This window comes from Rhodoferax sp. LB1P47 (genome assembly GCF_056521445.1).
Genome location: NZ_JBWMAU010000002.1, coordinates 159,789 through 182,985 on the forward strand (window position 1 = coordinate 159,789; position 23,197 = coordinate 182,985).

Genomic DNA, 23,197 nt, shown 5'->3' on the forward strand with positions numbered 1-23,197 from the left:
GGCAAAGCCAGTTCTGCGGTGTTCTTGGAAGTGATGTCTACGTGCTGGGTTTATGCGTTTTAGACTGCTAGCGCTTAGCAGATAAACGCTAGCAGCTATCAAATACGCAGCAAAAAGGCTCCTTCGGGAGCCTTTTTTATTGCCCTGAAAATACCCCCATGACCGCTTCCAAAACCATCGCCCACTTCGTCCCCAAAGCCATCACGCCCACAGCTGAACAGTTGGCGATCCAGATCAGCCCGGCGCGGATGGCGATGGTGGAGGCCAATGCAGGGGCCGCCAAAACCACGGTACTGGCCTTGCGCATGGCCGAGGCCTGGACGCGGGGAACCCGGGCCGAGCAGATTTTTGCGCTCACCTACACCGACGCGGCCTGCACCGCTCTGAAAAATGCGCTGAAGAAAATCGGCGTGCCCGCAGCCGTGGCACAGCAAATGCGCATCCAGACCTTTGAAGCCTTCAGCACCCAGGTGCTGGCCGAGCTGGAAGGGGGTGCGGTGCCGGTCTACACCGAGGCCGAGCAGTTCAGCCCGGTGATCTGGGATGCGGTGCAACAGGTGGCCGAGCACCCCGATGCCCGCTGGCGCTCCGAGCTGCTGATGCCCACCCTGGGCGACCACGGCATGACGGATGCTTTTTTGCAGCAAAGCGAAATCCTCAAGGGCACGCTGCGCGATGTGCTGGAGCGCGACGAGCAGGCCGTGTCGCCCGACTACGCGGACAGCATTGGCACCGAATACACCCAGCTCAAGATTTACCTGGCGTTTGAACGCCTGCGCTGCGCCAACCCCGAAAAGCCCGCCTTCCGGGGCCCGCAAGATGCCACCTACGACCTGGCCTGCCTGCTGCACCACGGCGAATCGGTGCAGCACACCGCCAGCTGGCCACACGCCATGAAGGTGCTGGTGGTGGATGAAATGCACGACATGAACCAGGCCATGTTCACCCTGCTGCGCGGCCTGCTGGCCAGCAACCGCTGCTTCTTCTGCGGCGTGGGCGACATCGACCAGGTGATCCACAAAGCCACCGGCGCCGACGCGCAATTCATGCGCTCCACCCTGGAAGAACACAGCAGCCACGCGGTGCAGCGCTACCCGTTGACGCACAGCTTCCGCTTCAGCCCGGCCATCGCCCAACTGGCGGGCAAGGTGGCCGCCAAACCCTACGCCTCGCTGGCCCCGCACGCCAGCACGGTGGCGCTGCACCGCTACGCCGACAACGCCGACTGCGCCGCCCAAGTGGTGGCCGCCGCCGTGCAATGGAAGACCCAGCCCAAAGCCAAGATGGACGCGTTCGCGGTGCTGTTGCGGCATCCACACCAGTCGGTGCAGATCGAAAACGCCCTGATCGAAGCCGGTATTGCGTACACCACCCGGGGCTTCGACAGCTATGTGCAGCGCCCCGAGGTGCTGCTATTGCGCGGCCTGCTGGCGGTGGCCACCGACGACCTGGGCAGCATCACCGCCGAGCAGACCCGCAAAAACATCCTGCGCGCCCTGGTGTTTTTTGCCGAGTCGCGCATCCAGGTAGACGGCCGCGAACACGAATCCCAGCCCGAGCTGCTGGAAGACGCGGTACGCACCGTGGCCATCGCCCCGACGTTTTTAAAATCTTTTTTCGAGAACCAGGTGCTGCGCAACGCCCCGGCCGCCACCCGCACACGGCTACAGGTCGCCGTGGACACCATCCGCAGCCACCACCCAATCATCGGGGGGCCGGGCCTGCTGGATGCCGTGCTGGCGGCCCTGCACGCGCCGATGCTGGTGCGCAATGTGCTGACCTCCACGCGCCGCCGCCAAGAGGCCGAATCGAATCTGGCCTGGCTGGCCCAGGCGGCCGAACGGTTTGCCAGCCCGGCGCAGTTTTTCCAGCACCTCAACGCCACCGAGCACAAGCAGCACACCAGCCCCAAAGACAAGGCCGCCAGCCTGCTGATCGCCAGCATCACCAGCGTCAAGGGGCTGGAATTCGACGCAGTGCATCTGCCCTATCTGGTGCAGGGCGAGTTCCCGGATCCGCAGGGCGATGGAGACGAAGAGCTGAACACGCTGTATGTCGGCATCACCCGGGCGCGGCGCGCGCTGGTGGTGTATGCCAGCGCCACGCACCCGAGCCGCTTCATGGCCCAGATGGCCTAACTTTCACGTTAAGCCATAGACAACTGCGCGACACGCTCGCGCCCCTTTTCACGGCCTTGTCACGCCGCGCCTCTGTAATGCAGCCTCCCCACAGGAGCTTCTTTACATGTCAGATACGAACAACACCCCGGCTGCCAGCCGCCGCCATTTCCTTGTCCACACCACGTCTACGGCAGCCGCTTTGGCGGTCAGCGGCACGCTGGTGGCCTGCGGCGACGACAGCGCCGAGCCCGCAGAATTCAAATACGGCGTGGCCAGCGGCGACCCCCTGGCCACCAGCGTTATTGTGTGGACGCACGCCAAAATAGCCGGCAGCACCCGCAGCGTGGGCCTGACCTGGCAGCTCGCCAGCGACAGCAGCTTTGCCACGCTACTGCAATCGGGCCGGGTAGAGGCCACCGAGGCCACTTCGTTCACCGCCAAGGTCGATGTGACCGGGCTGGTGGCGGGCAACAGCTACTTCTACCGCTTTGTGGACGATGCCGGTGTGGCATCTACCGTGGGCAGCACCCGCACCCTGCCGGCCAGCGCTGCGACCTCGGTGAAGCTGGCGGTGTTTTCGTGCGCCTTGTATTCAGAGGGCTACTTCAACACCTATGACGCGGCCGCCAAGTCGGACGCGCAGTACGCCATCCACCTGGGCGACTACATCTACGAATACGGCTCCGACCCAAAGAAGTTTGGCAACACCGATGCGGTGGCCCTGGGCCGCGTCACCAGCCCAGCCAACGACATCGTCAGCCTGAGCGACTACCGCACCCGCTTCGCCCTGTACCGCGCCGACCCCAACCTGCAAGCGCTGCACGCCAAGATGCCGATGATTGCGGTGTGGGACGACCACGAGTTCACCAACAACGCCTACACAGGTGGTGCCGAAAACCACAACCCCGCCACCCAAGGCGACTGGGCCACCCGCAAAAACAACGCCGCCCAGGCCTACCACGAGTGGATGCCGATCCGCACCGATACCAGCAACCTGCTGAAAATCTACCGCCGCTTTGACTTCGGCAACCTGCTGTCGCTGCACATGCTGGACACCCGCATCGAAGGCCGTGACCAGCAGTACGACAACTTTGGCGATGCCGACGGCGGCCTGGGCCGCTACATCGCGGGCATGACCCCCAACGCCAGCGGCGTGCTGTCCGATGCCAGCCGCAAAATGGTCAGCACCACCCAGCAAAGCTGGTTGGCCAGTGGCATGGCGGCATCCACCGCCACCTGGCAGTTTCTGGGCAACCAGGACATCATGGCCCGCATGTGGTTCCCCGCGTCCATCCTGCAAGCGCAGGCGGCTGCGGCCAGCAACCCGGCGGGCGTGTCGGCCGCCATCAGCGCCTACCTGACGGCCAAGGCTACCCGCGCCGCCGGGGCCACGCTGACCGCCACCCAAACCGCCTTGCTCAGCGCCAGCAGCAACCCGCGCCTGCCCTACAACCTGGACAGCTGGGACGGCTACCCCGTGCAACGCGAAACCATTTTGCAAACCGCCAAGGCGCAGGGCAAAAAACTGGTGGCCTTGTCGGGCGACTCGCACAACGCCTGGTTTGCCAACCTGACCACCCTGGCGGGCGACAAGGTGGGGGTGGAATTTGCCACCAGCTCGGTCACCGCGCCGGGCTTTGAAAGCGCGGGCCTGGGCGCATTGGCCAGCTCGCTGGACGGCAGCGCGTTGGGGGCCACTGCCGTGGGCGCAGGCCTGGGGCTGATCGACGACCTGCTCTACACCGACACCATCCGCCGGGGTTACCTGCTGGTGACCGTGACGGCGGCGGCGGTGAAGGGCGAATTTGTGTTCATGAGCACGGTGAAGTCCACCACCTACAGCACCACCGTGGGCAAAACCATCACCGTGGCCGCCAGCGGCGCGGTGACCTACGCCTAATTTTTATAAGAAATACGGCTCTAGCGCATATTTAATGTGCGCTAGTAGCTATTAAATATATAGCAAACAAACCCAACCAAGGTTCCCCATGCGCACTATTCCCTTCGCCCTGCTAGCCTGCGTAGCCGCCCCGGCCCTGCTGCTGGCCGCCTGTGCCAGCGACGACGGCCCGGCCGCACCGGCGGTGGGCACCCAGGCCACGCTGGCCCTGCTGGAAACCACCGACCTGCACACCAACATCGTCAGCTACGACTACTTCAAGCTGGCCGAAGACAAGTCGCTGGGTTTTGAGCGCACCGCCACGCTCATCAACACCGCCCGCAAAGAGTTCGTCAACACCTTGCTGCTGGACAACGGCGACACCATCCAGGGCACCGCGCTGTCGGACTACCAGGCGCTGGTGAACCCGCTGGCCTGCGAGCAAACGCTGGCCATGTACAAGGTGATGAACGCCGCCGGGTACGCCGGTGGCGGCATTGGCAACCACGAGTTCAACTACGGCCTGCCGTATTTGAGCCAGGTGACGGGCAACACCTTCAACGTAGACGGCATGCCCGAGCCCGCTGCGCAAAAGAAGTGCGCAGGCCCGGCGTTTCCGCAGGTGCTGGCCAATGTGTACAGCGTCAAAACCAAGGCCCCGCTGTTTGCGCCCTACGCCATCATCGACAAAACCGTCACCGCCACCGACCCCAGCGGCAAGGTGGTCAGCGCCACGGTGAAGGTCGGCATCATCGGCTTTGCCCCGCCCACCATCCTGAGCTGGGACAAACGCTGGCTCGACGGCAAGGTCTACACCGTGGGCGCGGTCGAGGCAGCGCAGCAGTTCATCCCCGAGATGAAGGCCAAGGGCGCCGACATCATTGTGGTGATCTCGCACGGCGGGCTGGACAACAGCACCTACAGCCCGACCATGGAAAACGGCAGCTACCACCTGAGCAAAGTGCCTGGGGTGGATGCCATGCTGATCGGCCATTCACACCAGATTTTCCCCAACGCCACCAGCACCGTGGCCCAGTTCAACCTGCCCGGGGTGGATAAAACCACCGGCATGGTCAACGGCGTGCCCACGGTGATGGGCAACTTCTGGGGCAAGCACCTGGGTGTCATCAAGCTCAACATGGCCTGGAACGGCACACGCTGGGCCATCGACACCAGCAAAACCACGGTAGAAGCCCGCAGCGCCCAAAACGCCGACAAAACCTATGTGGAAGCCGATGCCAGCGTGGCCGCCGCCATTGCCACCGAGCACCAGGCCACCATCACCTACGTCAAAACCCCCATCGGCAGCACCGACTACGGCATGAACAGCTACTTTGCCGACGTGGGCGACCCCGGTGCCATCCAGATCGTCAACCAGGCACAGGCGGACTATGTAAAAACCTATGTGGCGGCCAACCTGCCGCAGTACGGCAGCCTGCCGGTGCTGTCGGTGAGTGCGCCGTTCAAAAGCGGCTTTGCCGGGGGCAGCGACTTCACCGACGTGGCCCAGGGCAACGTGGCCATCAACAACGCCGCCGACCTGTACCTCTACCCCAACACCATTTACGCGGTCAAAGTCACGGGGAGCGACATCAAAAACTGGCTGGAAACCGCTGCCAAGCGCTTCAACCAGATCGACCCGGCCAAAACCACCGCCCAGGCGCTGGTCAGCAGCTTCCCCGGCTACAACTTCGACATGTTCACCAGCCCGGACATCACGTACGAGATCGACGTGACCCAGGCCACGGGTAGCCGCATCAAAAACCTGCTCTACAAGGGCGCGGCCATCGGTTTGGCGCAAGAGTTCATCGTGGCCACCAACAACTACCGCGCCAGCGGCGGCGGCAGCTTCCCCGGGCTGGATGGCAGCAAAACCATCTACGCCTCGCCCGATGCCAACCGCGACGTACTCATCAGCTACATCAAAACCGCCAAGGCCCTGACCCGCGTGGCCAACGGCAGCGCCCGCAGCTGGAAGTTCACCCCGGTCACCACCGCTGGCCAGGTCACCTTCAGCTCGGCCTCCGGCAAGCTGGCGCTGGCCACCGCCGCCGGTCTAAACGGCATCACCCAGGTGCTGGCCGACGACGGCAGCGGCAAGAGCCTGGCGGTGTACGCGATTGATCTCAGTAAATGAGCACCAGCCTGTCCACCCGCATGGCCAGCGGCGGCTTTGTCAGCGCCAGCCTGCTGCTGGCCGCACTGGCCCTGGGCGGCACCCGCCTGGCCCCGGCCACGGCGGGCCCCGCGCCCCGGCTGGATGCCGTGGCCGTGGCCCAGTTGCAGGTGCAAGCCAGCACCGGGCAAGACCTGCAAGCCAGCACCGCCCTGGCCACCCAGGCCCGCGCGGGCAATGCCCTGGCCCAGCGCGCCTGGGGGCTGGTGTTGCTGAAAATAGGCACTCAGACAGAAGGGCTCTACTGGCTGCATGCCGCCGCCACCCAAGGCGATGCCGCCGCCCAGGTGGCGCTGGGCAAGCGCTATCTGCACGGCTCGGCCCAGCTCCCGCGTGACTACGCGCAGGCCCTGCACTGGTTTGGCCTGGCGGGCCAGCAGCAGCACCCGGCAGCCGCCTACTACTTGGGGGTGCAGTACGCCAATGGCTACGGCGTGCCCGCCAACCCCACACAGGCGTTTAGCTGGTTTGCAATGGCCGCCCAAGACGGCCAGCCCGCCGCCCTGTTTATGCTGGCCAATGCCTACCGCCTGGGTCAAGGCGTGCGGGCCGACTATGCCAAAGCCCTGGCCGCCCTGGAAGCCGCCGCCGAACAAGAGCACCCGCAAGCCATCCAAACCCTGGCCCTGGCCTACCAGCACGGCGAAATGGGCCTGCGCCCCAACCCCGCCCAGGCGGCGCACTACATGGCGGAGACCGCCCACGCCCTGAAGCACCCGCCGCTGGAGCCTTGAAGGTAATTTTAGGCATAAAAATAGCCACTAGCGCATATTCCATATGCGCTAGTGGCTATTAAATTAATAGCAATTAAATCAAGCAACTGTGCGCACCGTGTTCTCTGCCGCCCAGGCCCAGGCCTGGCCCGACAACTCTTGCACCCGGGCGGCACTGGCGAAGCCGTCGGCCACGGCCCCGTCCTCGCTGGTGGTTTGGTTTTCGATGTCGAGCGCGGTGCGCAGGTAGACAAACCAGGGGCCGGATTGCGACAACAGGGCTTGCTCGCCTTCGGGCGGCAGGTTCAAGGTGACCGCCACTTCGGCTGGGGCCATTTTCAAAATCAGGCCCAACATCGAAGCCAGGCCCAGGGTGAAGAAGCGGCCCGGCTCGGATTCGCCGCGCTCGATGGCCAGCAGCTCCACGAACCGCGCCCGCCACAGCGCCACCTCTTGCAGCGCCGACGACAGCTGGCGGCTACCGGCAAACTGCATCAACATCAGCGACAACCAGCGGTGCAGGTCGTTGCGGCCCAACAGCAGCACCGCCTGGTCGATGCTGGACACGCCGCCCAGATGCGCGTAGCTGGCGCTGTTCATGCGCTGCAACAGGCGCACCGACACGCCAATGTCGCCCTTGATATCGCCCGCAATCACGGCCGTATCGGCACCCGCTGCCAGCTTGCTGATGAGCAGCGCCACGCGGCCCACTTCGGGGGCCAGCGGACCGGCTTCGGTCAGGGTTTTGGCCATGCTGCTGGCGGTCAAACTGCCGCTGGCCCAATGCACGCCAGCTTGCAGGGCCCGCTCCAGGTCGTCCACATGGGCCATGTCCGTGGCGATGAAGGGAATGCCCGCCAAACCCGGCGCGGGTGTCTTGAGCTCGGCCAGCAGCGCCGCCACCGACTCGGGGGTCGAGGGCCGCACCAGCAGAAAATCGGGGTTGGAACCCATCGCCTGCCCGGCCCCCCAGGCCAGCTTGGCACCCACCTCCCGAAACTGCGCCACGGTGCGGGCCACGCCCAAAATGGCTTCCGACGACATAGGCCCAGCTGCCGTATCAAACTCCACCCCGATCACCGTACCGGCATCGTTCTTGGGCACCACCGCCAGCGCCAGCCAAGCCGCCGGCAGGCGCGCAAAACCAATTCGCCCGCCCATAGCCACCAGCCGCGCCGACACCAGCACCGCCGCCACCTGGGCCGCTTGGGCCACTGCGTCACCGGCCAGCACCAGCTCACGCACGGTGGCCGCATGGATGCGGAATTCAAATCCGGCCACTTCGCCGTTAGACCCCATCAAGGGCCGCCGCACCGCCATCGCCGTGGCAGCAGGACGCGCTACCGGTGCCGCTACGGCGGGCTTGCGGGCCGTACGGGGGCGGGTTACGGGCGCAGGTGCGGGTGCGGGTGCGGGTTTGGCCGCTGGCGCTGACCCAAAGAGTTTGGACAGCACGCGTTGAAAAATAGAAGTCATGGCTTAAGGGGGGGTCAAAAAAAGGAGGGCGGCATACGGCCGGAGCGGTATGTGCAATGGTCCTGACTTTATCGCCTTCCATGCCCAATTGTAGGAAGTTGTAACTTTTTCCTGCGCCGCCGCACCTGCGAACGGGTTCCTAGATCGCCACCAAATTACGCACGCCGTGGGCTTCCATGTCCTTGCCCAGGCCGCGCGCGATGACTTCGCCGCGCTCCATCACCAGGTAGTCGTCGGCCAGCTCTTGGGCGAAATCGTAGTACTGCTCCACCAGCAAAATAGCCATGTCACCCCGGTCGGCCAGCATGCGGATAACGCGGCCAATGTCTTTGATGATGCTGGGCTGGATGCCCTCGGTGGGCTCGTCCAGGATCAGCAGCTTCGGCCCTGCGGCCAGTGCACGGGCGATGGCCAGCTGCTGCTGCTGCCCGCCCGACAAATCGCCACCCCGCCGGTGCAGCATTTGTTTGAGCACCGGGAACAGCGTGAACAGCTCGGCAGGAATCGGGGTGCTGGCGCTCTTGGTGGCCAGGCCCATCGCCAGGTTTTCTTCCACCGTAAGGCGGGCAAAGATTTCGCGGCCCTGCGGCACAAAGCCAATCCCGGCGCGGGCCCGCTCGTAGGGCGTGAAGCTCTGGATGGGTTTGCCGTCCAGCGCAATGCTGCCGCTTTTGATAGGAACCAGACCCATCAGCGACTTGAGCAGCGTAGTCTTGCCCACGCCGTTGCGGCCCAGCAGCACGGTGACTTTGCCCAGGCTGCATTGCAAACTCACATCGCGCAGGATGTGCGAGCCGCCGTAATACTGGTGGATGTTTTTGACATTTAGCATGGTGGATGGCTCTGGTTGACGATGGGTGCAACGCGCATGGTCTCGCGCCCTAGGCGCGATGGGGCGCAAGCCCCCGATCCCGGACCCCGGGGTCCCCCTCTAGATGCGCCGAGGAGCACAGCTTCAGGCGGAAAAGGGCTGGCGTTGTTTGAGCGCAGCGAGTTTAGCCAGACCCCGCCTGGAGCGAGCACCGCAGGTTTCCGCAGCGCAGCGAAGGACGCAGGTAGTGGGGGCGACGCATCAATGGTTACGCATCGATTGCGGAAAAGAAAAGTGACTGCCCTGCCGGGGGCACAGCCCGGCCGGGGATCACCGTTAGCGCCAACCCGCCAATGGGGGTCAGAGCCCAAATGCGAGATCGACTGCACTCGCCCCGCAAAAATGTGTCGCGCAATTGGGATCTGACCCCCATTGGCTACGACCCGTAGCGGCATCAAACCAATAGGGGTCTGACCCCTATTAAATTTACCGGCCAAGGTACACCTCGATCACGCGTTCGTCGGCTTGCACCTGGTCCAGCGTGCCCTGCGCCAGCACGGAGCCGTCGCACAGCACGGTGACGATCTCGCTGATGGTGCGGATAAAACTCATGTCGTGCTCCACCACCAGCAGCGAATGCTTGCCTTTGAGGGTCAAAAACAGCTCGGCGGTGCGGGCGGTCTCGTCGTCGGTCATGCCGGCCACGGGCTCGTCCAGCAGCAGCAGCTTGGGGTCTTGCATCAACAGCATGCCGATCTCCAACCACTGCTTTTGCCCGTGGCTGAGGTTGCCCGCCTGGCGGCCCACGCTGTCTGCCAAGTGGATGGTGACCAGCATCTCGGCCAGCTTGTCGCTCTGGGCCGAATCCAGCTTGAACAGCATGGAGGACAGAACGCTCTTGTCCATCTTCAGCGCCAGCTCCAGGTTTTCAAACACGCTTAAGTGCTCGAACACCGTGGGCTTTTGGAACTTGCGGCCAATGCCGAGCTGGGCGATTTGCGGCTCGTTATGGCGCAGCAAGTCGATGGTGCTACCGAAAAAAACCGTGCCCGCATTGGGCCGGGTCTTGCCGGTGATGATGTCCATCATGGTGGTTTTGCCCGCACCGTTGGGGCCGATGATGCAGCGCAGCTCGCCGGGCGCGATGTCCAGGCTCAGTCCGTTGATGGCCTTGAAGCCGTCAAAGCTGACGTGCACGTCGTCCAGGTACAGGATGCGGCCATGCGATACATCCACCTCGCCGGGCGTGTGCACCCGCGAGAAACCGGCTTCGCGGCCACCGGACTCGGTGTTGCCCGACACATAGGCGGGGTCTTTGGCGGCCAAGCGGCGCGCGCCCTCATCCATCAGATCGGGCGTCATGCTTTCGCTCCCTTCAACTTCTTCACCAAACCCACCACGCCATCCGGCAAAAACAGTGTCACGGCAATAAACAAGGCACCCAAAAAGTACAGCCAGAACTCGGGGTAGGCCACGGTGAGCCAGCTCTTGGCCCCGTTGACGATGAAGGCCCCCAAAATCGGCCCGATCAGCGTGGCGCGCCCCCCCACGGCGGCCCACACCGCAATCTCAATGGAGTTGGCCGGGCTCATTTCACTCGGGTTGATGATGCCCACCTGGGTGACATACAGGGCCCCGGCCACGCCGCACATCACGGCCGAAATCACCCAGATGCTGAGCTTGTAGCCCAGCGGCGAGTAGCCCGAGAACATGACCCGGGTTTCCGCGTCGCGGATGGCCTGCAAAACCCGGCCGTACTTGCTGCCGACCAACCATTTAGCGAACAAAAAGAAGCCCAGCAGCGTCAGCCCGGTCAGCACAAACAGCGCCATGCGCATCGAGGTGGTGGCCATCGGGATGTCCAGAATGCGCTTGAAGTCGGTAAAGCCGTTGTTGCCACCAAAGCCGGTTTCATTGCGGAAGAACAGCAGCATGGCCGCAAAGGTCATGGCCTGGGTGATGATGGAAAAGTACACACCCTTGATGCGCGAGCGGAAGGCGAAGAAGCCAAAAATCAGCGCCACCAGGCCCGGTGCCAACACCACCAAAAACAGCGTGGCGCCAAAGCTGCCGCTCAAGGCCCAGTGCCAGGGCAGCGTCTTCCAGTCTAGAAACACCATGAAGTCCGGCAGGTTGCTTTTGTAGTTGCCATCCAGGCCAATTTGGCGCATCAAATACATGCCCATCGCGTAGCCGCCCAGGGCAAAAAACAAGCCGTGGCCCAGGCTCAAAATGCCGGTGTAGCCCCAAATCAAATCCATCGCCAGTGCGCAGATGGCGTAGCACATGATCTTGCCCACCAGCCCCACGGCGTAGTCGCTCAGGTGCCACATACTGTCGGCAGGAACCAGCAGATTCAGCAGCGGTGCAGCCGCACACACCAGAATCAGCGCGACGACAAAACTGCTCCAGCCCGCACGGGTCAGCAGCGGCCCCTTCGTGGGCAAACTAACGTTGACAGGGGTTTTCATGCCTCGCGTCCCTTCATGGCGAATATCCCTTGTGGGCGTTTTTGGATGAAGATGATGATCAGCACCAGCACCGCGATCTTGGCCAGCACTGCGCCGGTGATGCCCTCCAAGAATTTATTCAAAATGCCCAAGCCCATCGCGGCATACACCGTGCCCGCCAGCTGCCCCACACCGCCCAGCACCACCACCATGAACGCATCCACGATGTAGCTCTGGCCCAGGTCGGGGCCGACGTTGCCGATCTGGCTCAAGGCGCACCCGGCCAGCCCGGCAATGCCGGAGCCCAGCGCGAAGGCGTAGGTGTCGATGCGGGCGGTATTGACCCCCATGCAGGCGGCGATGGGGCGGTTTTGCGTGACCCCGCGCACAAACAAGCCCAGACGGGTTTTGCCAATCAACCAACCCACACCCAGCAGCACGGCCACCGCAAACGCGATGATGACGATGCGGTTGTAGGGCAGCGACAGGTTGGCCAGCACCTGCCAGCCCCCGCTCATCCACACCGGGTTTTCCACGCCGACGTTTTGCGCACCAAAGATGCTGCGCACGGCCTGTTGCAGCACCAGGCTGATGCCCCAGGTGGCCAGCAAAGTCTCTAGCGGGCGGCCATACAAAAAGCGCAGCACGCTGCGTTCCAGCGCCGCGCCCACCAGGGCTGCAGCCAAAAAAGACACCGGCAGAGCGGCCAGCAGATACCAGTCAAACGCGCCCGGCAGGTATTTAAGGAAGGCGGTTTGCACCAGGTAAGTGGCGTAGGCGCCGATCATCATCAGCTCGCCGTGGGCCATGTTGATCACGCCCATCAGTCCGTAGGTGATGGCCAGGCCCAAGGCCACCAGCAGCAGGATGGAGCCCAGGCTGATGCCGCTAAAAATCGCCCCCAGCTTGTCGCCCCAGGCCAGCGCGGCCTCGACCTTGGCCAGGGCAGCGTTCAGGGCCACCTTCACATCGGCATCGGTCTCGGTTTGCAGGCGCGCTAGCAGCACGGTTTTGGTGGCGGGGTTGCCGCTGTCGGCCAGGGTTTTGGCAGCTTCCAGGCGGCGTGTTTTGTCTTCGCTGTTCAGCAGCAGTGCGCCGCGCAGCAGGCCCAGCTGGTCTTTGATGGCGGGCACGGCCTCCGTCGCAAAGGCCTTTTCGACCAGCGCCAGCAGGCCCGCGTCCGGCTCGGCCAGCAGAGTGGTGACCGAGGCAGCACGCAGCTTGTCGTCTTTGGAAAACAGCTGCAACGCGGCCAGCGCGTTGTCTAGCGCGCCGCGCATCTGGTTGTTGTTGATGAGGTCTTCGGCATCGGCAGGCAGGGCTACATCGGCACCGGTCAGCGGGTCTACCGCCTTGTCGCCCTGCACCCAAAACACCTGGTCGCCCAGCGTTTTCACCTGGTCATTGGCCATTGCCTGGATGAAAGCCACGGTCTTGTCGTCGGCGCTGACAACGGCTTTGTTCAAAGCCTCCATCCGCACCTCGGCGTCACCAATTGCCAAGCCTTTTACCTCGTCAGCGCTTAATGCATAAGCGTGACCAGCTATTAAAAGCATAGTAAATATAAAAAGTTGTCGGATCAACATGGGAACCCCAGGGAATAGTGAGGGAGCGTGGCGAACGACAACATCCGCCCTCACCCCAACCCTCTCCCGCGCGGCGGGAGAGGGAGAAAAACCGAACACCCAGCCCCCACCCCGGCCCTCCCCCGGAAGGGGAGGGAGGAAAACAGGAGACGCAATAAACACCCCGGCATTCCTCCCCGCCCCAAGGCAAGCGAAGCAACGCCCCTTGGTGAACTGCGCAGGGCTGGCTTTGCCAGACTGTTGCAGTTGCCCCCTGCAAGGGGGTGGGCGCTGCCACCTGCGTCCTCGGCTTTACAAGCCGATTCCGGGGCAGTGGGCAAGCCTGGGGGTGTGCTAATCCCTTTACTTCTTCACAGGCTCATCTGGCTTGCCAGCGTTGCCTTCGATGTACGGGCTCCAAGGCACGGCCTTGACCGGGCCGGGGGTCTTCCAGACCACGTTGAACTGGCCGTCGGCCTTGATTTCACCGATGAACACCGACTTGTGCAGGTGGTGGTTCTTGCCGTCCATTTCAGACACGATGCCCGAGGGGGCGTTGAACTTCTGGCCCGCCATCGCGGCGATCACCTTGTCGGTATCGGTGGACTTGGCTTTCTCTACGGCCTGCTTCCACATGTTGATGCCGATGTAGGTGGCTTCCATCGGGTCGTTGGTCAAAGGCTTGTCGGCACCGGGCAGGTTTTTGGCCTTGGCGTAGGCGCTCCACTTCTTGATGAACTCGGTATTGGCCGGGCTCTTGATCGACATGAAGTAATTCCAAGCGGCCAGGTGGCCCACCAGCGGCTTGGTGTCTACACCGCGCAGCTCTTCTTCGCCCACGCTGAAGGCGACAACCGGCACGTCCTTGGCCTTCAGGCCCGCATTGCCCAGCTCTTTGTAGAACGGCACGTTGGAGTCGCCGTTGATGGTGGACACCACGGCGGTCTTGCCACCGGCAGAGAACTTCTTGATGTCGGCCACGATGGTCTGGTAATCGCTATGGCCAAACGGGGTGTACTTCTCGTCGATGTCGGTATCCTTCACGCCCTTGCTCTTCAAGTAGGCGCGCAGGATTTTGTTGGTGGTGCGGGGGTACACGTAATCAGTACCCAACAATACCCAACGCTTGGCTCCGCCACCGGCCTTGCTCATCAAATAATCGACGGCCGGAATAGCTTGCTGGTTCGGCGCAGCACCGGTGTAGAACACGTTCTTGGACAGCTCTTCACCCTCGTACTGCACGGGGTAGAACAGCAGGCCGTTCATTTCTTCGACCACCGGCAACACCGACTTGCGCGACACGCTGGTCCAGCAGCCAAAGATCACGGCAACCTTGTCCTGGCCCAGCAGCTGCTTGGTTTTTTCGGCAAACAGCGGCCAGTTGGAGGCCGGATCGACGATCACGGGCTCCAGCTTCTTGCCCAGCACGCCGCCCTTGGCATTGATCTCGTCAATCGCCATCAGCACGGTGTCTTTCAACACGGTTTCCGAGATGGCCATCGTGCCCGACAGGCTGTGCAGAACGCCGACCTTGATGGTGTCGGCCGCATGCGCGGGAATGATGGACAAGGAAGACAGGGCGACAGCGGCGGTGAGCGCCTTGAGGGTAAATCGACGTTGCATGTGTGCTTCTCCAAAAAGTAAATGAACCCGGCTCGCCGTTGTGAAATGCGGCGATGGATGGACTGTAGGCAGGCCCGGACGAAGCGGGAATACGCCGGGTGGCGTATGCGGTCAAGTCTGCTGGCTACGCCGCGCGGGCGGTGGCCTGCACCTTGGCCAGCACATCAAACAACTCGGTCACCTGGGCCGAGCTGAACAGTGCATCGGGCCCCAGCGGGGCATAGCTGGTAAATGGTGGCTCATACAGCAGCGCCGCGTCCACCACACCGCGCTCGGTCAGGTGGGTGACGACCAGGTTGACGAACTCCAGCTGGTTGGCACTCAGGGTTTTGCCAGCCAAAAAACCATTCAGCGCCTGCGTGGCCGCCTCGCGGTCCAGCCCCACCAGCGAACGCACAAACAAACCCAAGCCCTGGGCCTCTAGCCCGGCGCGGGCAATGTCTTCGGCCGTGCCAGTACCACTGTCGATCAGCAGGCGTTCCAGCTCGGCCAGGTCGGTGGCCGTGAGCGGCTGGTTGCGCCGCAGTTTGTGCAGCGTGATGTGACTCGCATGCGCGCGCAAGAACACCCGTACCTTGAGGCGAAAGCGCTCAAAGTCGCCCGCACTGCCGCCCAGTGGCAAACCAATTTCTACAGACTCGCCCACCGCATCTTCAAAGTCGGTGTAGACCACCTTGCGGCGCATTTTCTCCAGCAGCTTGACCAACCCGCGCAGGTGGCGCCGGGCCTGCTCCAGCATGGGCAGGGTCACGTCCTGCCACCACATTTCACCCGCTACCGCCTCAATCAGCACCATGTGCTTTTGTACATCGGGGATGCTACTGAGCTCGCCCAAACCGTCCGCCAGCGACCGCACCTGTTCGCGCAAGCGGGCAAAGCCCACATCGCCGCGTGCGCTGCCTAGTTGGACACGCAACATCAGCACATCGAAACGCTTGGCATCTTCATCGTCAACGCCATCACCACCCGGCACGCTGCTGGGCAAGCCAGAAACATGCTCGGCCAGTTCCACCAGCTGCTCGCCCGTCACCCGGTGCCACGCCTGCGCATCGCTCCAGGGCTCCACCCAGCGGCGCTGGGGCCGCACCACAAAGTTGTCCAGCCGCATACCCGCCACCACGGCGTGCAAGTAGCTGGCGGTGTCTGCACGCAGAGTGGCTAGCGTCAAACCATAGCCTGCAACGGGCGCAGCGACGCGTCTACCGTCGGCCCCCTGCTCCTGCGCCAGTTGCGCGTCCAGCACCGCCAGCAGCTCCAATCGCGCCTTGAAGCTGCGCTGGCTCAGCGGCTCGGCCACATGGCCGCTACTGCCCTCCAGGTTCTGGCTAAAAAACTCCAGGTTTTGGCAAAAATCGAAGATTGCAAACTCTTGCTTGTCCTGCTCTGGGCCAAACAAGCCTTTGCACAGCCGCGTACCACGCCCCACCATCTGCCAGAACTTGGCCTTGGAGCGCACGATCTTGAAGAGCACTAGGTTCACCACCTCGGGCACGTCAATACCGGTGTCCAGCATGTCCACCGAGATAGCTATGTGCGGGGCTTTGTCCTTCACCGAAAAGTCGTCAATCAAACTCTGTGCGTACTCGGTCTGGTAGGTGATGACACGGGCAAATTTCCCCGCGTAGTGGGGGTAGTTGGCGTTGAAGCGCTCCGCAATAAAGTGGGCATGAGCCGTGTTTTTGGCAAACACGATGGTCTTGCCCAGCCGGTCGCCGCCCGCTACCTTGTGGCCCTGGGTCATCAAGGTCATCAGCACCTTGTCCACCGTGTCGGTGTTGAAAAGCCACTTGTTCACCGCCTCGGCGCCCACCTCGTCGGGGGCCTGGCCTTCATCGCCCCAATCCAGTTCGTCCCACTGGGCACGCTCGTCCTCGCTCAACTCGGCGTACTGGATGCCTTCGCGCTGAAACCGCAGCGGCACCGACACCGCGCGCGGTGGCACCAGATACCCCTCGGCAATCGCATCTTCCAGCCCGTAAGCATCGGTCGGCACGCCGTTCTCCAGACCAAACAGGCCATAGGTATTGCGGTCAATCTCATCTTTGGGCGTGGCCGTCAGCCCCACCAGCAGCGCATCAAAGTAGGCAAAGATGGCCTGGTACTTTTGGTAGATAGAGCGGTGCGCCTCGTCCACGATGATCAAATCGAAATGCCCCACACCGAAGCGGCGCAAACCTTCGTCGGTTTCGTTAATCAACCCCATCATGGTGGGGTAGGTAGACACAAACACACGGCCTTCGGTTTCCTTATCGGTCACCAAATTCACCGCAGCCGCGTCGGGCAAGTGCGCCTTGAAGGCATTGGCCGCCTGGTTTACCAGCGCCACGCGGTCGGCCAAAAACAAGATGCGCTTGGCCCAGTTGGCCCGCTGAAGCAGGTCTACCAGCGCAATCACGGTGCGCGTCTTGCCTGCGCCGGTAGCCATCACCACCAGGGCTTTGCGCTGGCGGTCGCGCTCAAAGGTTTCGCCAATGCGGCGGATGGCGCGCAGCTGGTAATGCCGCTCCACGATTGCCGGGTTAATAGCCACGCCCGCCAGCGGGCGGGCAGACGTGCGGCGCTGCACCAGCAGTTGCAGCTCGTCCTTTTTATGAAAGCCCTGCACCGGGCGCGGCGGGTAGGTGGTGTCGTCCCAAAACCAGTGCTCGTAGCCGTTGGTGGTGTAGACCAGTGGGCGCTGTCCGAACTGGGTTTGCAGGCAGTCGGCATACAGCTTGGCCTGCTGCTGGCCCACGCGCGCATCGCGCCGGGTGCGCTTGGCCTCCACCACCGCCAGGGGCTTGCCGTCCATGCCCCACAGCACGTAATCCACGAAGCCTACGCCTTGGTTGTTGGGCATTCCCTGCACCTCAAACTCACGCTTGACATCATTGCCGTGGGCTTGGTCCAGCTTCCAGCCCGCCTCCTTGAGCAGCAGGTCGATGTAGAGGTCGCGGGTTTGGGCCTCGTCGTAATCGTGGGTATCCGGTGTGGCCGTGTTCGCGGCGGTGGCGGCGGCCACCTCGGCGCGCAGCTGGGCCAGCTCGGCATCCAGCGCAGCGGATTTTTGCTGGGCAGCGGCCAGGGCGGCATCGCGCGCGGCCAGTGTGTCGGCCAGAGCCGCCAGTTTTTGCAGCCCGGCCTGCGTGGCCTGCGCGCTGGCCTGGGCGACCGCTTGCTCGGCTGACGCATCCAGCGGGCGGGGCAATAGATCGGTGCGAAATTGCAGCGCTGGGTCGGGCCGTTCCGCCGCGTGGCGACCATAGTTGCGGGCCAGCCAAAAAGCTACCTGGAACAGCTCGCGCAGCACGGCGGTAGCGTCTGCGGCCAGGATGGGCCGGGCGCTGTGTACGGCGTTATTGCCCTGTTTGCGCACCACGTCCATCTTGGCGTGCAGCGCAGGGCCTACCAAAACCTTAAAACTGGGCTCAAACAAAAAGGCCGACAGGTCGGGCTTGTAAGGCATTTGCAGCTTGCCCCTTTGCCCATTGCTCTGCCCGCCTTCGACCTGGTACAGCCACACCACCGCCAGCTCCAGCGTGCGCCGCGCGTAAAAGCAGGCAGTGCGCGGGTCGGTCAGCGCGGCCTGCTCGGCTTTACCGGCCTCGGCATACAGCGCGGGCCATTCGGCTTGCAGAAATGAGAAATTGGATGCCATTATTTTTGACCCCGTGGGATCATTTTTTTGCCGCAGACTTTTCGACGGCCTCGGCAATCAGAGGCGCCCATTTGCGCAGTTGGTCTACGGTAAGCCCCCCTGATAGATAGGCTTCATACCAAGACTGTCGCCAACGAAGAACCCGCTCCCCATCGCGCAATCCGAGTCGCTTCAGCGTGTATTCCGCCTTGGCACGCAAAGCGGCGGGTACAGCATCCGTTACCCGCATTTGCAACGACGGAAGTTCAACCTCAAACCACCCTGCCTTCACCTCGAACGGGTCCAGCACCGTGTCATCCGCATTGCGCTTGGATGAATTCAAAGTGCCGGATGCATAGCGGTAATTGCGCCAGTCATAGGCATTTTGGGGGTGGTTTTTGAAGCTCAAAAAGTGGTCTACCGTGCCCCCGGTAGGGTCGTGCATGGCCGCGTACCCACACAAACCCGAGAATGCATCCGCCAAAGTGGAGGTGTAAGGCGTCCAAAGTGCTTTGGGACGCTTGGCGGTCGGGTTGTCTTTGAGCCACTGGTCGCCAGGCCCTTTGACCTTGGCATCAAAATCTTTCGGCTTCTTGACCTTCGCCACCGGAATCATGCTTTGCCCTTCACTGCACCTTTGGGCTGGGTGCTGACAATCCAGCGTGGCCAAAACACATCGCCAGCGGGTAGCAAACGCTGCAAGCGTGCATGGATTGCGGCTTTGGTAGCAAGCCCTGGGGGCAAATTCTTCTCCCCCCGCATGCAGGCTTCAGCCGCTTCAATCGCCTCTTCCGCCTCTTTGGAGCGCGCTTGCTCCAAGCCAAAGGTCTCTGACACCAACCAGTTGGACACGTCGCCTTGCGTTGCCCAACCACCTTGGTCAATGGCGACTGCGCCGTCTTGCAAGGACAAATGGACCAGGTCATCCAACGCAGCATCAAAAATGGGCTCTATCGACGCTGCCACCAGCGGTGAGTGCGTCGCCACCATGACCTGCGGTGGAGTTCCCGCCTTGCCGCGCAACACATCCACCGCCTTAAATAAGCTAGGCAACACAGTGCGCTGCCAACGCGGGTGCAAGTGCGTTTCAGGCTCGTCAAACAAAATCACAAACCGGTCTTCCGGCTTCTTGCCCAGCAGCTTCGCCGCCACTGCATGCTCATGCCAAGCCCACACCAAAAAGTACACCAAAGCCAGGATGCGCCGAACTCCAGCAGAAGCCAGCGCCACGGGTACGGTTTGGTTGCCCACCAAAAGCGTAGGGCGGTCACGTCCCTCACCGATAAAAATGCGCTGCGGCTGCCCTGCACGCAAAGGCTCTTGCGCGGGCGACATGACGCGCAGCACGCTTTCTAGCGCCTGAAACTGCGGTTTACGCCCCTCTTGCCAATTCACCCAGTCGCGCTCCAAACCCTCGCAAACGCGCTGCCCATTGATGTCCAAACCATTCCAAACTTCGTCAGCCTTAAAGTGGTATGCAGCAGGGCGTGAAGGGTCGGTACGCCAGTAATTGCGTGCGGGGTCCCACACGGAGAAACCACCGTCAATACGGATGTACACCACAATGCCCGGCATCACGGGCCGGGCAGCAGGCAAGGGCCAGCTTGCATCGGGGCGATGGAACTCAGAGTGGATGGCCTTGGCTGCAGCGCCTTTGCCTTTGACGGCATAGCCAATCGAGGCCTTTTTGGTCGTCATCGGCAAGGCCACGGAGCCAGCCCAGGTGCGGGTCAAGGCCCACCACGCCAAGTCCAGCAAGAAGCTCTTGCCCAGGCCGTTGTCCCCCGCAATCAGGCTCAGGCGCTCGGCCCACTCCACCTGCACATCCGGGGCCAGCCCGACGTTCTTTAAGTGCAAATACTTCAGCATGTTTGTGGCCTAAAAATGGTGTAGTGTGAATTTACCCGACAACTCCCCCGCAAACGCCCGCTGCTGCAATGCGGCGAACAGGGCGTCTAGCTGGGCCAGGGCGGTGCGGTGGGTGGCTTTGAGGGCTTCGATGGCTTGGATGCGGGTGGCGAAGGTTTGTTGGAGGGGGAGTGGGGGCTGAATCACCTTGGTCTCGCAAATTTGTTTGATGTTCAGCGTGGGCTGGCTTACTGTCCTCAACTCAGATGTGAAATAGCGCTGCACATGCTCTGTTTGCAGGTAACTCGCGAGAAAGACTCGATTTACCTTGTCGGAAGCCGGGATACGGGAAACGGCACGCGCAATGTTGAATCCCGTCATCGATGAATCGACAAGCGCAACCACTCCAATCGAACCTACACAGGTAACCAATATTTCGTCACCCCGCAAACGTGATCTCTTGTAAGCAGCTTCAATTGTTGGGTCAATGCGTTTCAACGCGCCGGAGTCAAAGTTTCCATCGACCACATCACCAACCCGAACTAAGGGAACGCCCTTGTCCAGAGCGTCACCCGGCTGGATTACTCCGTAATTTATCGTGTCTCCCTCTCGTATCAACTGGTCCAGTTTCACGAATGACCACCCTTTCGGGTTCGCCACCGGGTCGCCAAACATATCGAGAAAGAGGGACTGGGTGAGGCTATCGAGGTGGGCCAGGGCTTGGCGGCGTTGGGTTCGGAGGGTTTCGGCCTGGTCCAGGATGGCGGCGATGCGGCGTTGCTCTTCCAGCGGGGGCAACGGAATTTCAAGATCAGCGACAACCTCCCGCGTAATGCCTTGGATCGTCGCTCCGCGCGCATGCTTGGCGAAATGACCTTGTTTGGTACGCAGGAAGTGGACGAGATACTCGGCGCTCAACTTCTTTGCATCTGGCGTGAGTGCAGTGATGTCCTGACTAAAGCACAAGCTCATGCCCGCGATTGCAACTTTGCCAACGCTGGTTCGAGTAACGAGCAACACCGTTCCGGCTGGGACTTGATTTGTCGCCGAAGACGCAATTGCCTCTTCCGTAATGAAGCTGCGAGCTTGAAGAGCAATTGGTCCAACCAAGTCCGCACCGGTAATCCACGGTATATCGCCGGTGAAATAGCGCTCAATACCTTTGCTGGGTGTGCCGCCGTTCTGGAAACGGCACACATCGGAGAGTCGAGCGCTGCTATTCAACGCTCTCACTGCAGCATCCCCTCCAACGCTTTCATCCCCGCCGCAATCTCCTCCTCCAACTTCGCCAGCTCCGCCAATATCTCCTGTGGAGCACGGTGCGCTACAGCCGCATGCACCACTTCCTTGTAGCGGTTGATGCTCAGGTCGTAGCCATTCGCGGCAATCTCGGCTTTGGGCACGCAGAAGCTTTGTTCGATGCGGCTGCGCTGCTGCTCCGCCCCATCCCGCTGTGACCAGCGGGCCAACACGTCGGGCAGGTTGTTTTTTAAATGCTCCTCTTTTGATAGCTTATTGCGCACAGCGGATGTGCGCTGGAGGCCTAATTTATCTTCAGGCAGCAGGGGCTGGCGCTTGTCGTCCAGGCTGTAGCCGTCGGCTTGGCAGTCGTAGAACCACACCTTGTCGGTGCCGCCGCTGTTGGTTTTGGTGAAGAACAGGATGGCGGTGCTCACGCCCGCGTAGGGCTTGAACACGCCGCCGGGCAGGCTGACGATGCCGTCGAGTTTTTGCTCTTCCACCAGCATGCGGCGCAGCTCTTTGTGGGCCTTGCTGCTGCCAAACAGCACGCCGTCGGGCACGATCACTGCCGCGCGGCCACCGGGTTTGAGCAGGCGCAGAAACAGGGCCAAAAACAGCAGTTCGGTCTTTTTGGTTTTGACGGTTTGCAGCAGGTCTTTGGCGACGTTTTCCACGTCCAGGCTGCCCGCGAAGGGCGGGTTGGCCAGCACCAAGCTGTAGCGGTCTTCCTCCAGGCCATGCTCTTGGCCCAGCGAGTCGCGGTAGGTGATGGCGGGGTTGTCCACGCCGTGCAGCATCATGTTCATGCTGCCGATGCGCAGCATGGTGTTGTCAAAGTCGTAGCCGTGGAACATGCCGTGGTTGAAGTGCTGGTTCAGCTTGGCGTCGTGGAACAGGCTGGGGTGCTGCTCGCGCAGGTATTCGCCCGCCGCCACCAAAAAGCCGCAGGTGCCGCTGGCCGGGTCGCAAATGACATCAAGGGGCGTGGGGGCGGTCATTTCCACCATCAGCTGGATGATGTGGCGCGGGGTGCGGAACTGGCCGTTTTGCCCGGCGCTGGCGATTTTGCCCAGCATGTATTCGTACAGGTCGCCCTTGGTGTCGCGGTTGTCCATAGGCACGGCGTCCAGCAGGTCCACCACCTTGGCCAAGAGCGCGGGCGTAGGGATGGTGAAGCGCGCGTCCTTCATGTGGTGGGCGTAGGTGGAGTCGTCGGCCCCCAGGGTGCGCAGGAAGGGGAAGACGTGTTCGCCCAAGATGGTGAACATCTCGGAAGGCGCTTCGTTCTTGAAGCGGCTCCAGCGCAGGCTGTCAAACGCCCTGCCCCGTGTGTCTGCGCCTGCGGGGAAGATGCGGCGCTCCAGCGGGCGCTGGAGCCGGTTGGCCTTGTTTTCTTCCAGGGTGTACAGGTCGTCCAGGCGGCGCAGAAAGAGCAGGTAGGTGATTTGCTCGATGACTTCGATGGGGTTGGCGATGCCGCCAGACCAGAAGGCGTTCCAGATTTGGTCGATTTTGCTTTTAAGGTCGCCGGTGAGCATGGTGGGGAGTTCTTGAAACGTGTAACGGCGAGGAGCATAGCCTACGCAATCTGGCCTCTGGCGCAAATAACACCGGCGCAAGCAGCTACGGAATCAATAGCGACTTAGAAGCCGGGCCCGGCCGACACACAACTGTCACC

Annotated in this window: 15 protein-coding genes; 4 read left to right on the forward strand and 11 right to left on the reverse strand. The window is 62.3% G+C overall.

Annotated features, from left to right (window positions below):
• Positions 1-158 precede the first annotated feature (158 nt).
• From AC0969_RS04645 to AC0969_RS04660, 4 genes are all read left to right on the forward strand, one after another.
• Positions 159-2,138, forward strand: coding sequence for a UvrD-helicase domain-containing protein (locus AC0969_RS04645; RefSeq protein WP_479622964.1), 1,980 nt, complete (start codon positions 159-161; stop codon positions 2,136-2,138).
• A gap of 106 nt (positions 2,139-2,244) precedes the next feature.
• The gene (locus AC0969_RS04650) at positions 2,245-4,020 is read left to right on the forward strand and encodes an alkaline phosphatase D family protein (protein ID WP_479622965.1); all 1,776 of its coding nucleotides are present in this window, start codon (positions 2,245-2,247) and stop codon (positions 4,018-4,020) included.
• An 88-nt stretch (positions 4,021-4,108) separates the two neighbouring features.
• Positions 4,109-6,136, forward strand: coding sequence for a bifunctional 2',3'-cyclic-nucleotide 2'-phosphodiesterase/3'-nucleotidase (locus tag AC0969_RS04655; RefSeq protein ID WP_479622966.1), 2,028 nt, complete (start codon positions 4,109-4,111; stop codon positions 6,134-6,136).
• Complete coding sequence (locus AC0969_RS04660; protein ID WP_479622967.1) at positions 6,133-6,909, forward strand: tetratricopeptide repeat protein; 777 nt, start codon at positions 6,133-6,135, stop codon at positions 6,907-6,909. Before AC0969_RS04655 ends, AC0969_RS04660 begins: the two co-directional genes overlap by 4 nt.
• Positions 6,910-6,987: 78 nt before the next feature.
• On the opposite strand, the gene AC0969_RS04665 is transcribed toward AC0969_RS04660, so the two are convergent.
• From AC0969_RS04665 to AC0969_RS04715, 11 genes are all read right to left on the reverse strand, one after another.
• Complete coding sequence (locus AC0969_RS04665) at positions 6,988-8,364, reverse strand: HDOD domain-containing protein (protein WP_479622968.1); 1,377 nt, start codon at positions 8,362-8,364, stop codon at positions 6,988-6,990.
• Positions 8,365-8,503: 139 nt separating this feature from the next.
• Positions 8,504-9,196, reverse strand: a complete 693-nt coding sequence (gene urtE / locus AC0969_RS04670) for an urea ABC transporter ATP-binding subunit UrtE (RefSeq protein ID WP_479622969.1) — start codon at positions 9,194-9,196, stop codon at positions 8,504-8,506.
• Positions 9,197-9,661: 465 nt separating this feature from the next.
• Positions 9,662-10,537 carry an urea ABC transporter ATP-binding protein UrtD gene (gene urtD, locus AC0969_RS04675; RefSeq protein WP_479622970.1) on the reverse strand — a complete coding sequence of 292 codons (876 nt, stop codon included), beginning with the start codon at positions 10,535-10,537 and terminating at the stop codon, positions 9,662-9,664.
• Complete coding sequence (urtC, locus tag AC0969_RS04680) at positions 10,534-11,646, reverse strand: urea ABC transporter permease subunit UrtC (RefSeq protein ID WP_479622971.1); 1,113 nt, start codon at positions 11,644-11,646, stop codon at positions 10,534-10,536. The genes urtD and urtC overlap by 4 nt, the downstream gene beginning before the upstream one ends.
• Positions 11,643-13,181 (reverse strand): urea ABC transporter permease subunit UrtB, encoded by a 1,539-nt coding sequence (gene urtB / locus AC0969_RS04685; RefSeq protein WP_479622972.1) that lies wholly within the window; start codon positions 13,179-13,181, stop codon positions 11,643-11,645. The genes urtC and urtB overlap by 4 nt, the downstream gene beginning before the upstream one ends.
• Positions 13,182-13,553: 372 nt before the next feature.
• Positions 13,554-14,813, reverse strand: a complete 1,260-nt coding sequence (urtA, locus tag AC0969_RS04690; protein WP_479622973.1) for an urea ABC transporter substrate-binding protein — start codon at positions 14,811-14,813, stop codon at positions 13,554-13,556.
• Positions 14,814-14,937: 124 nt separating this feature from the next.
• Positions 14,938-18,450, reverse strand: coding sequence for a DEAD/DEAH box helicase family protein (locus AC0969_RS04695; protein ID WP_479622974.1), 3,513 nt, complete (start codon positions 18,448-18,450; stop codon positions 14,938-14,940).
• A gap of 19 nt (positions 18,451-18,469) precedes the next feature.
• Positions 18,470-19,045 carry a hypothetical protein gene (locus AC0969_RS04700; protein WP_479622975.1) on the reverse strand — a complete coding sequence of 192 codons (576 nt, stop codon included), beginning with the start codon at positions 19,043-19,045 and terminating at the stop codon, positions 18,470-18,472.
• Complete coding sequence (locus AC0969_RS04705; RefSeq protein WP_479622976.1) at positions 19,042-20,298, reverse strand: AAA family ATPase; 1,257 nt, start codon at positions 20,296-20,298, stop codon at positions 19,042-19,044. Before AC0969_RS04705 ends, AC0969_RS04700 begins: the two co-directional genes overlap by 4 nt.
• Positions 20,299-20,307: 9 nt before the next feature.
• Entirely contained in the window at positions 20,308-21,474 is a 1,167-nt protein-coding gene (locus AC0969_RS04710) for a restriction endonuclease subunit S (RefSeq protein ID WP_479622977.1), read from the reverse strand.
• 32 nt (positions 21,475-21,506) lie between these two features.
• Complete coding sequence (locus AC0969_RS04715; RefSeq protein ID WP_479622978.1) at positions 21,507-23,057, reverse strand: class I SAM-dependent DNA methyltransferase; 1,551 nt, start codon at positions 23,055-23,057, stop codon at positions 21,507-21,509.
• Positions 23,058-23,197 lie beyond the last annotated feature (140 nt).

Excerpts from the sequence above, each read along its gene's own strand:
- AC0969_RS04645 (WP_479622964.1), top strand. The coding sequence starts at position 159 with ATGACCGCTTCCAAAACCATCGCCCACTTCGTCCCCAAAGCCATCACG.
- AC0969_RS04650 (WP_479622965.1), top strand. The coding sequence starts at position 2,245 with ATGTCAGATACGAACAACACCCCGGCTGCCAGCCGCCGCCATTTCCTT.
- AC0969_RS04655 (WP_479622966.1), top strand. The coding sequence starts at position 4,109 with ATGCGCACTATTCCCTTCGCCCTGCTAGCCTGCGTAGCCGCCCCGGCC.
- AC0969_RS04660 (WP_479622967.1), top strand. The coding sequence starts at position 6,133 with ATGAGCACCAGCCTGTCCACCCGCATGGCCAGCGGCGGCTTTGTCAGC.
- AC0969_RS04665 (WP_479622968.1), bottom strand. The coding sequence starts at position 8,364 with ATGACTTCTATTTTTCAACGCGTGCTGTCCAAACTCTTTGGGTCAGCG.
- urtE (WP_479622969.1), bottom strand. The coding sequence starts at position 9,196 with ATGCTAAATGTCAAAAACATCCACCAGTATTACGGCGGCTCGCACATC.
- urtD (WP_479622970.1), bottom strand. The coding sequence starts at position 10,537 with ATGACGCCCGATCTGATGGATGAGGGCGCGCGCCGCTTGGCCGCCAAA.
- urtC (WP_479622971.1), bottom strand. The coding sequence starts at position 11,646 with ATGAAAACCCCTGTCAACGTTAGTTTGCCCACGAAGGGGCCGCTGCTG.
- urtB (WP_479622972.1), bottom strand. The coding sequence starts at position 13,181 with ATGCTTTTAATAGCTGGTCACGCTTATGCATTAAGCGCTGACGAGGTA.
- urtA (WP_479622973.1), bottom strand. The coding sequence starts at position 14,813 with ATGCAACGTCGATTTACCCTCAAGGCGCTCACCGCCGCTGTCGCCCTG.
- AC0969_RS04695 (WP_479622974.1), bottom strand. The coding sequence starts at position 18,450 with ATGGCATCCAATTTCTCATTTCTGCAAGCCGAATGGCCCGCGCTGTAT.
- AC0969_RS04700 (WP_479622975.1), bottom strand. The coding sequence starts at position 19,045 with ATGATTCCGGTGGCGAAGGTCAAGAAGCCGAAAGATTTTGATGCCAAG.
- AC0969_RS04705 (WP_479622976.1), bottom strand. The coding sequence starts at position 20,298 with ATGCTGAAGTATTTGCACTTAAAGAACGTCGGGCTGGCCCCGGATGTG.
- AC0969_RS04715 (WP_479622978.1), bottom strand. The coding sequence starts at position 23,057 with ATGCTCACCGGCGACCTTAAAAGCAAAATCGACCAAATCTGGAACGCC.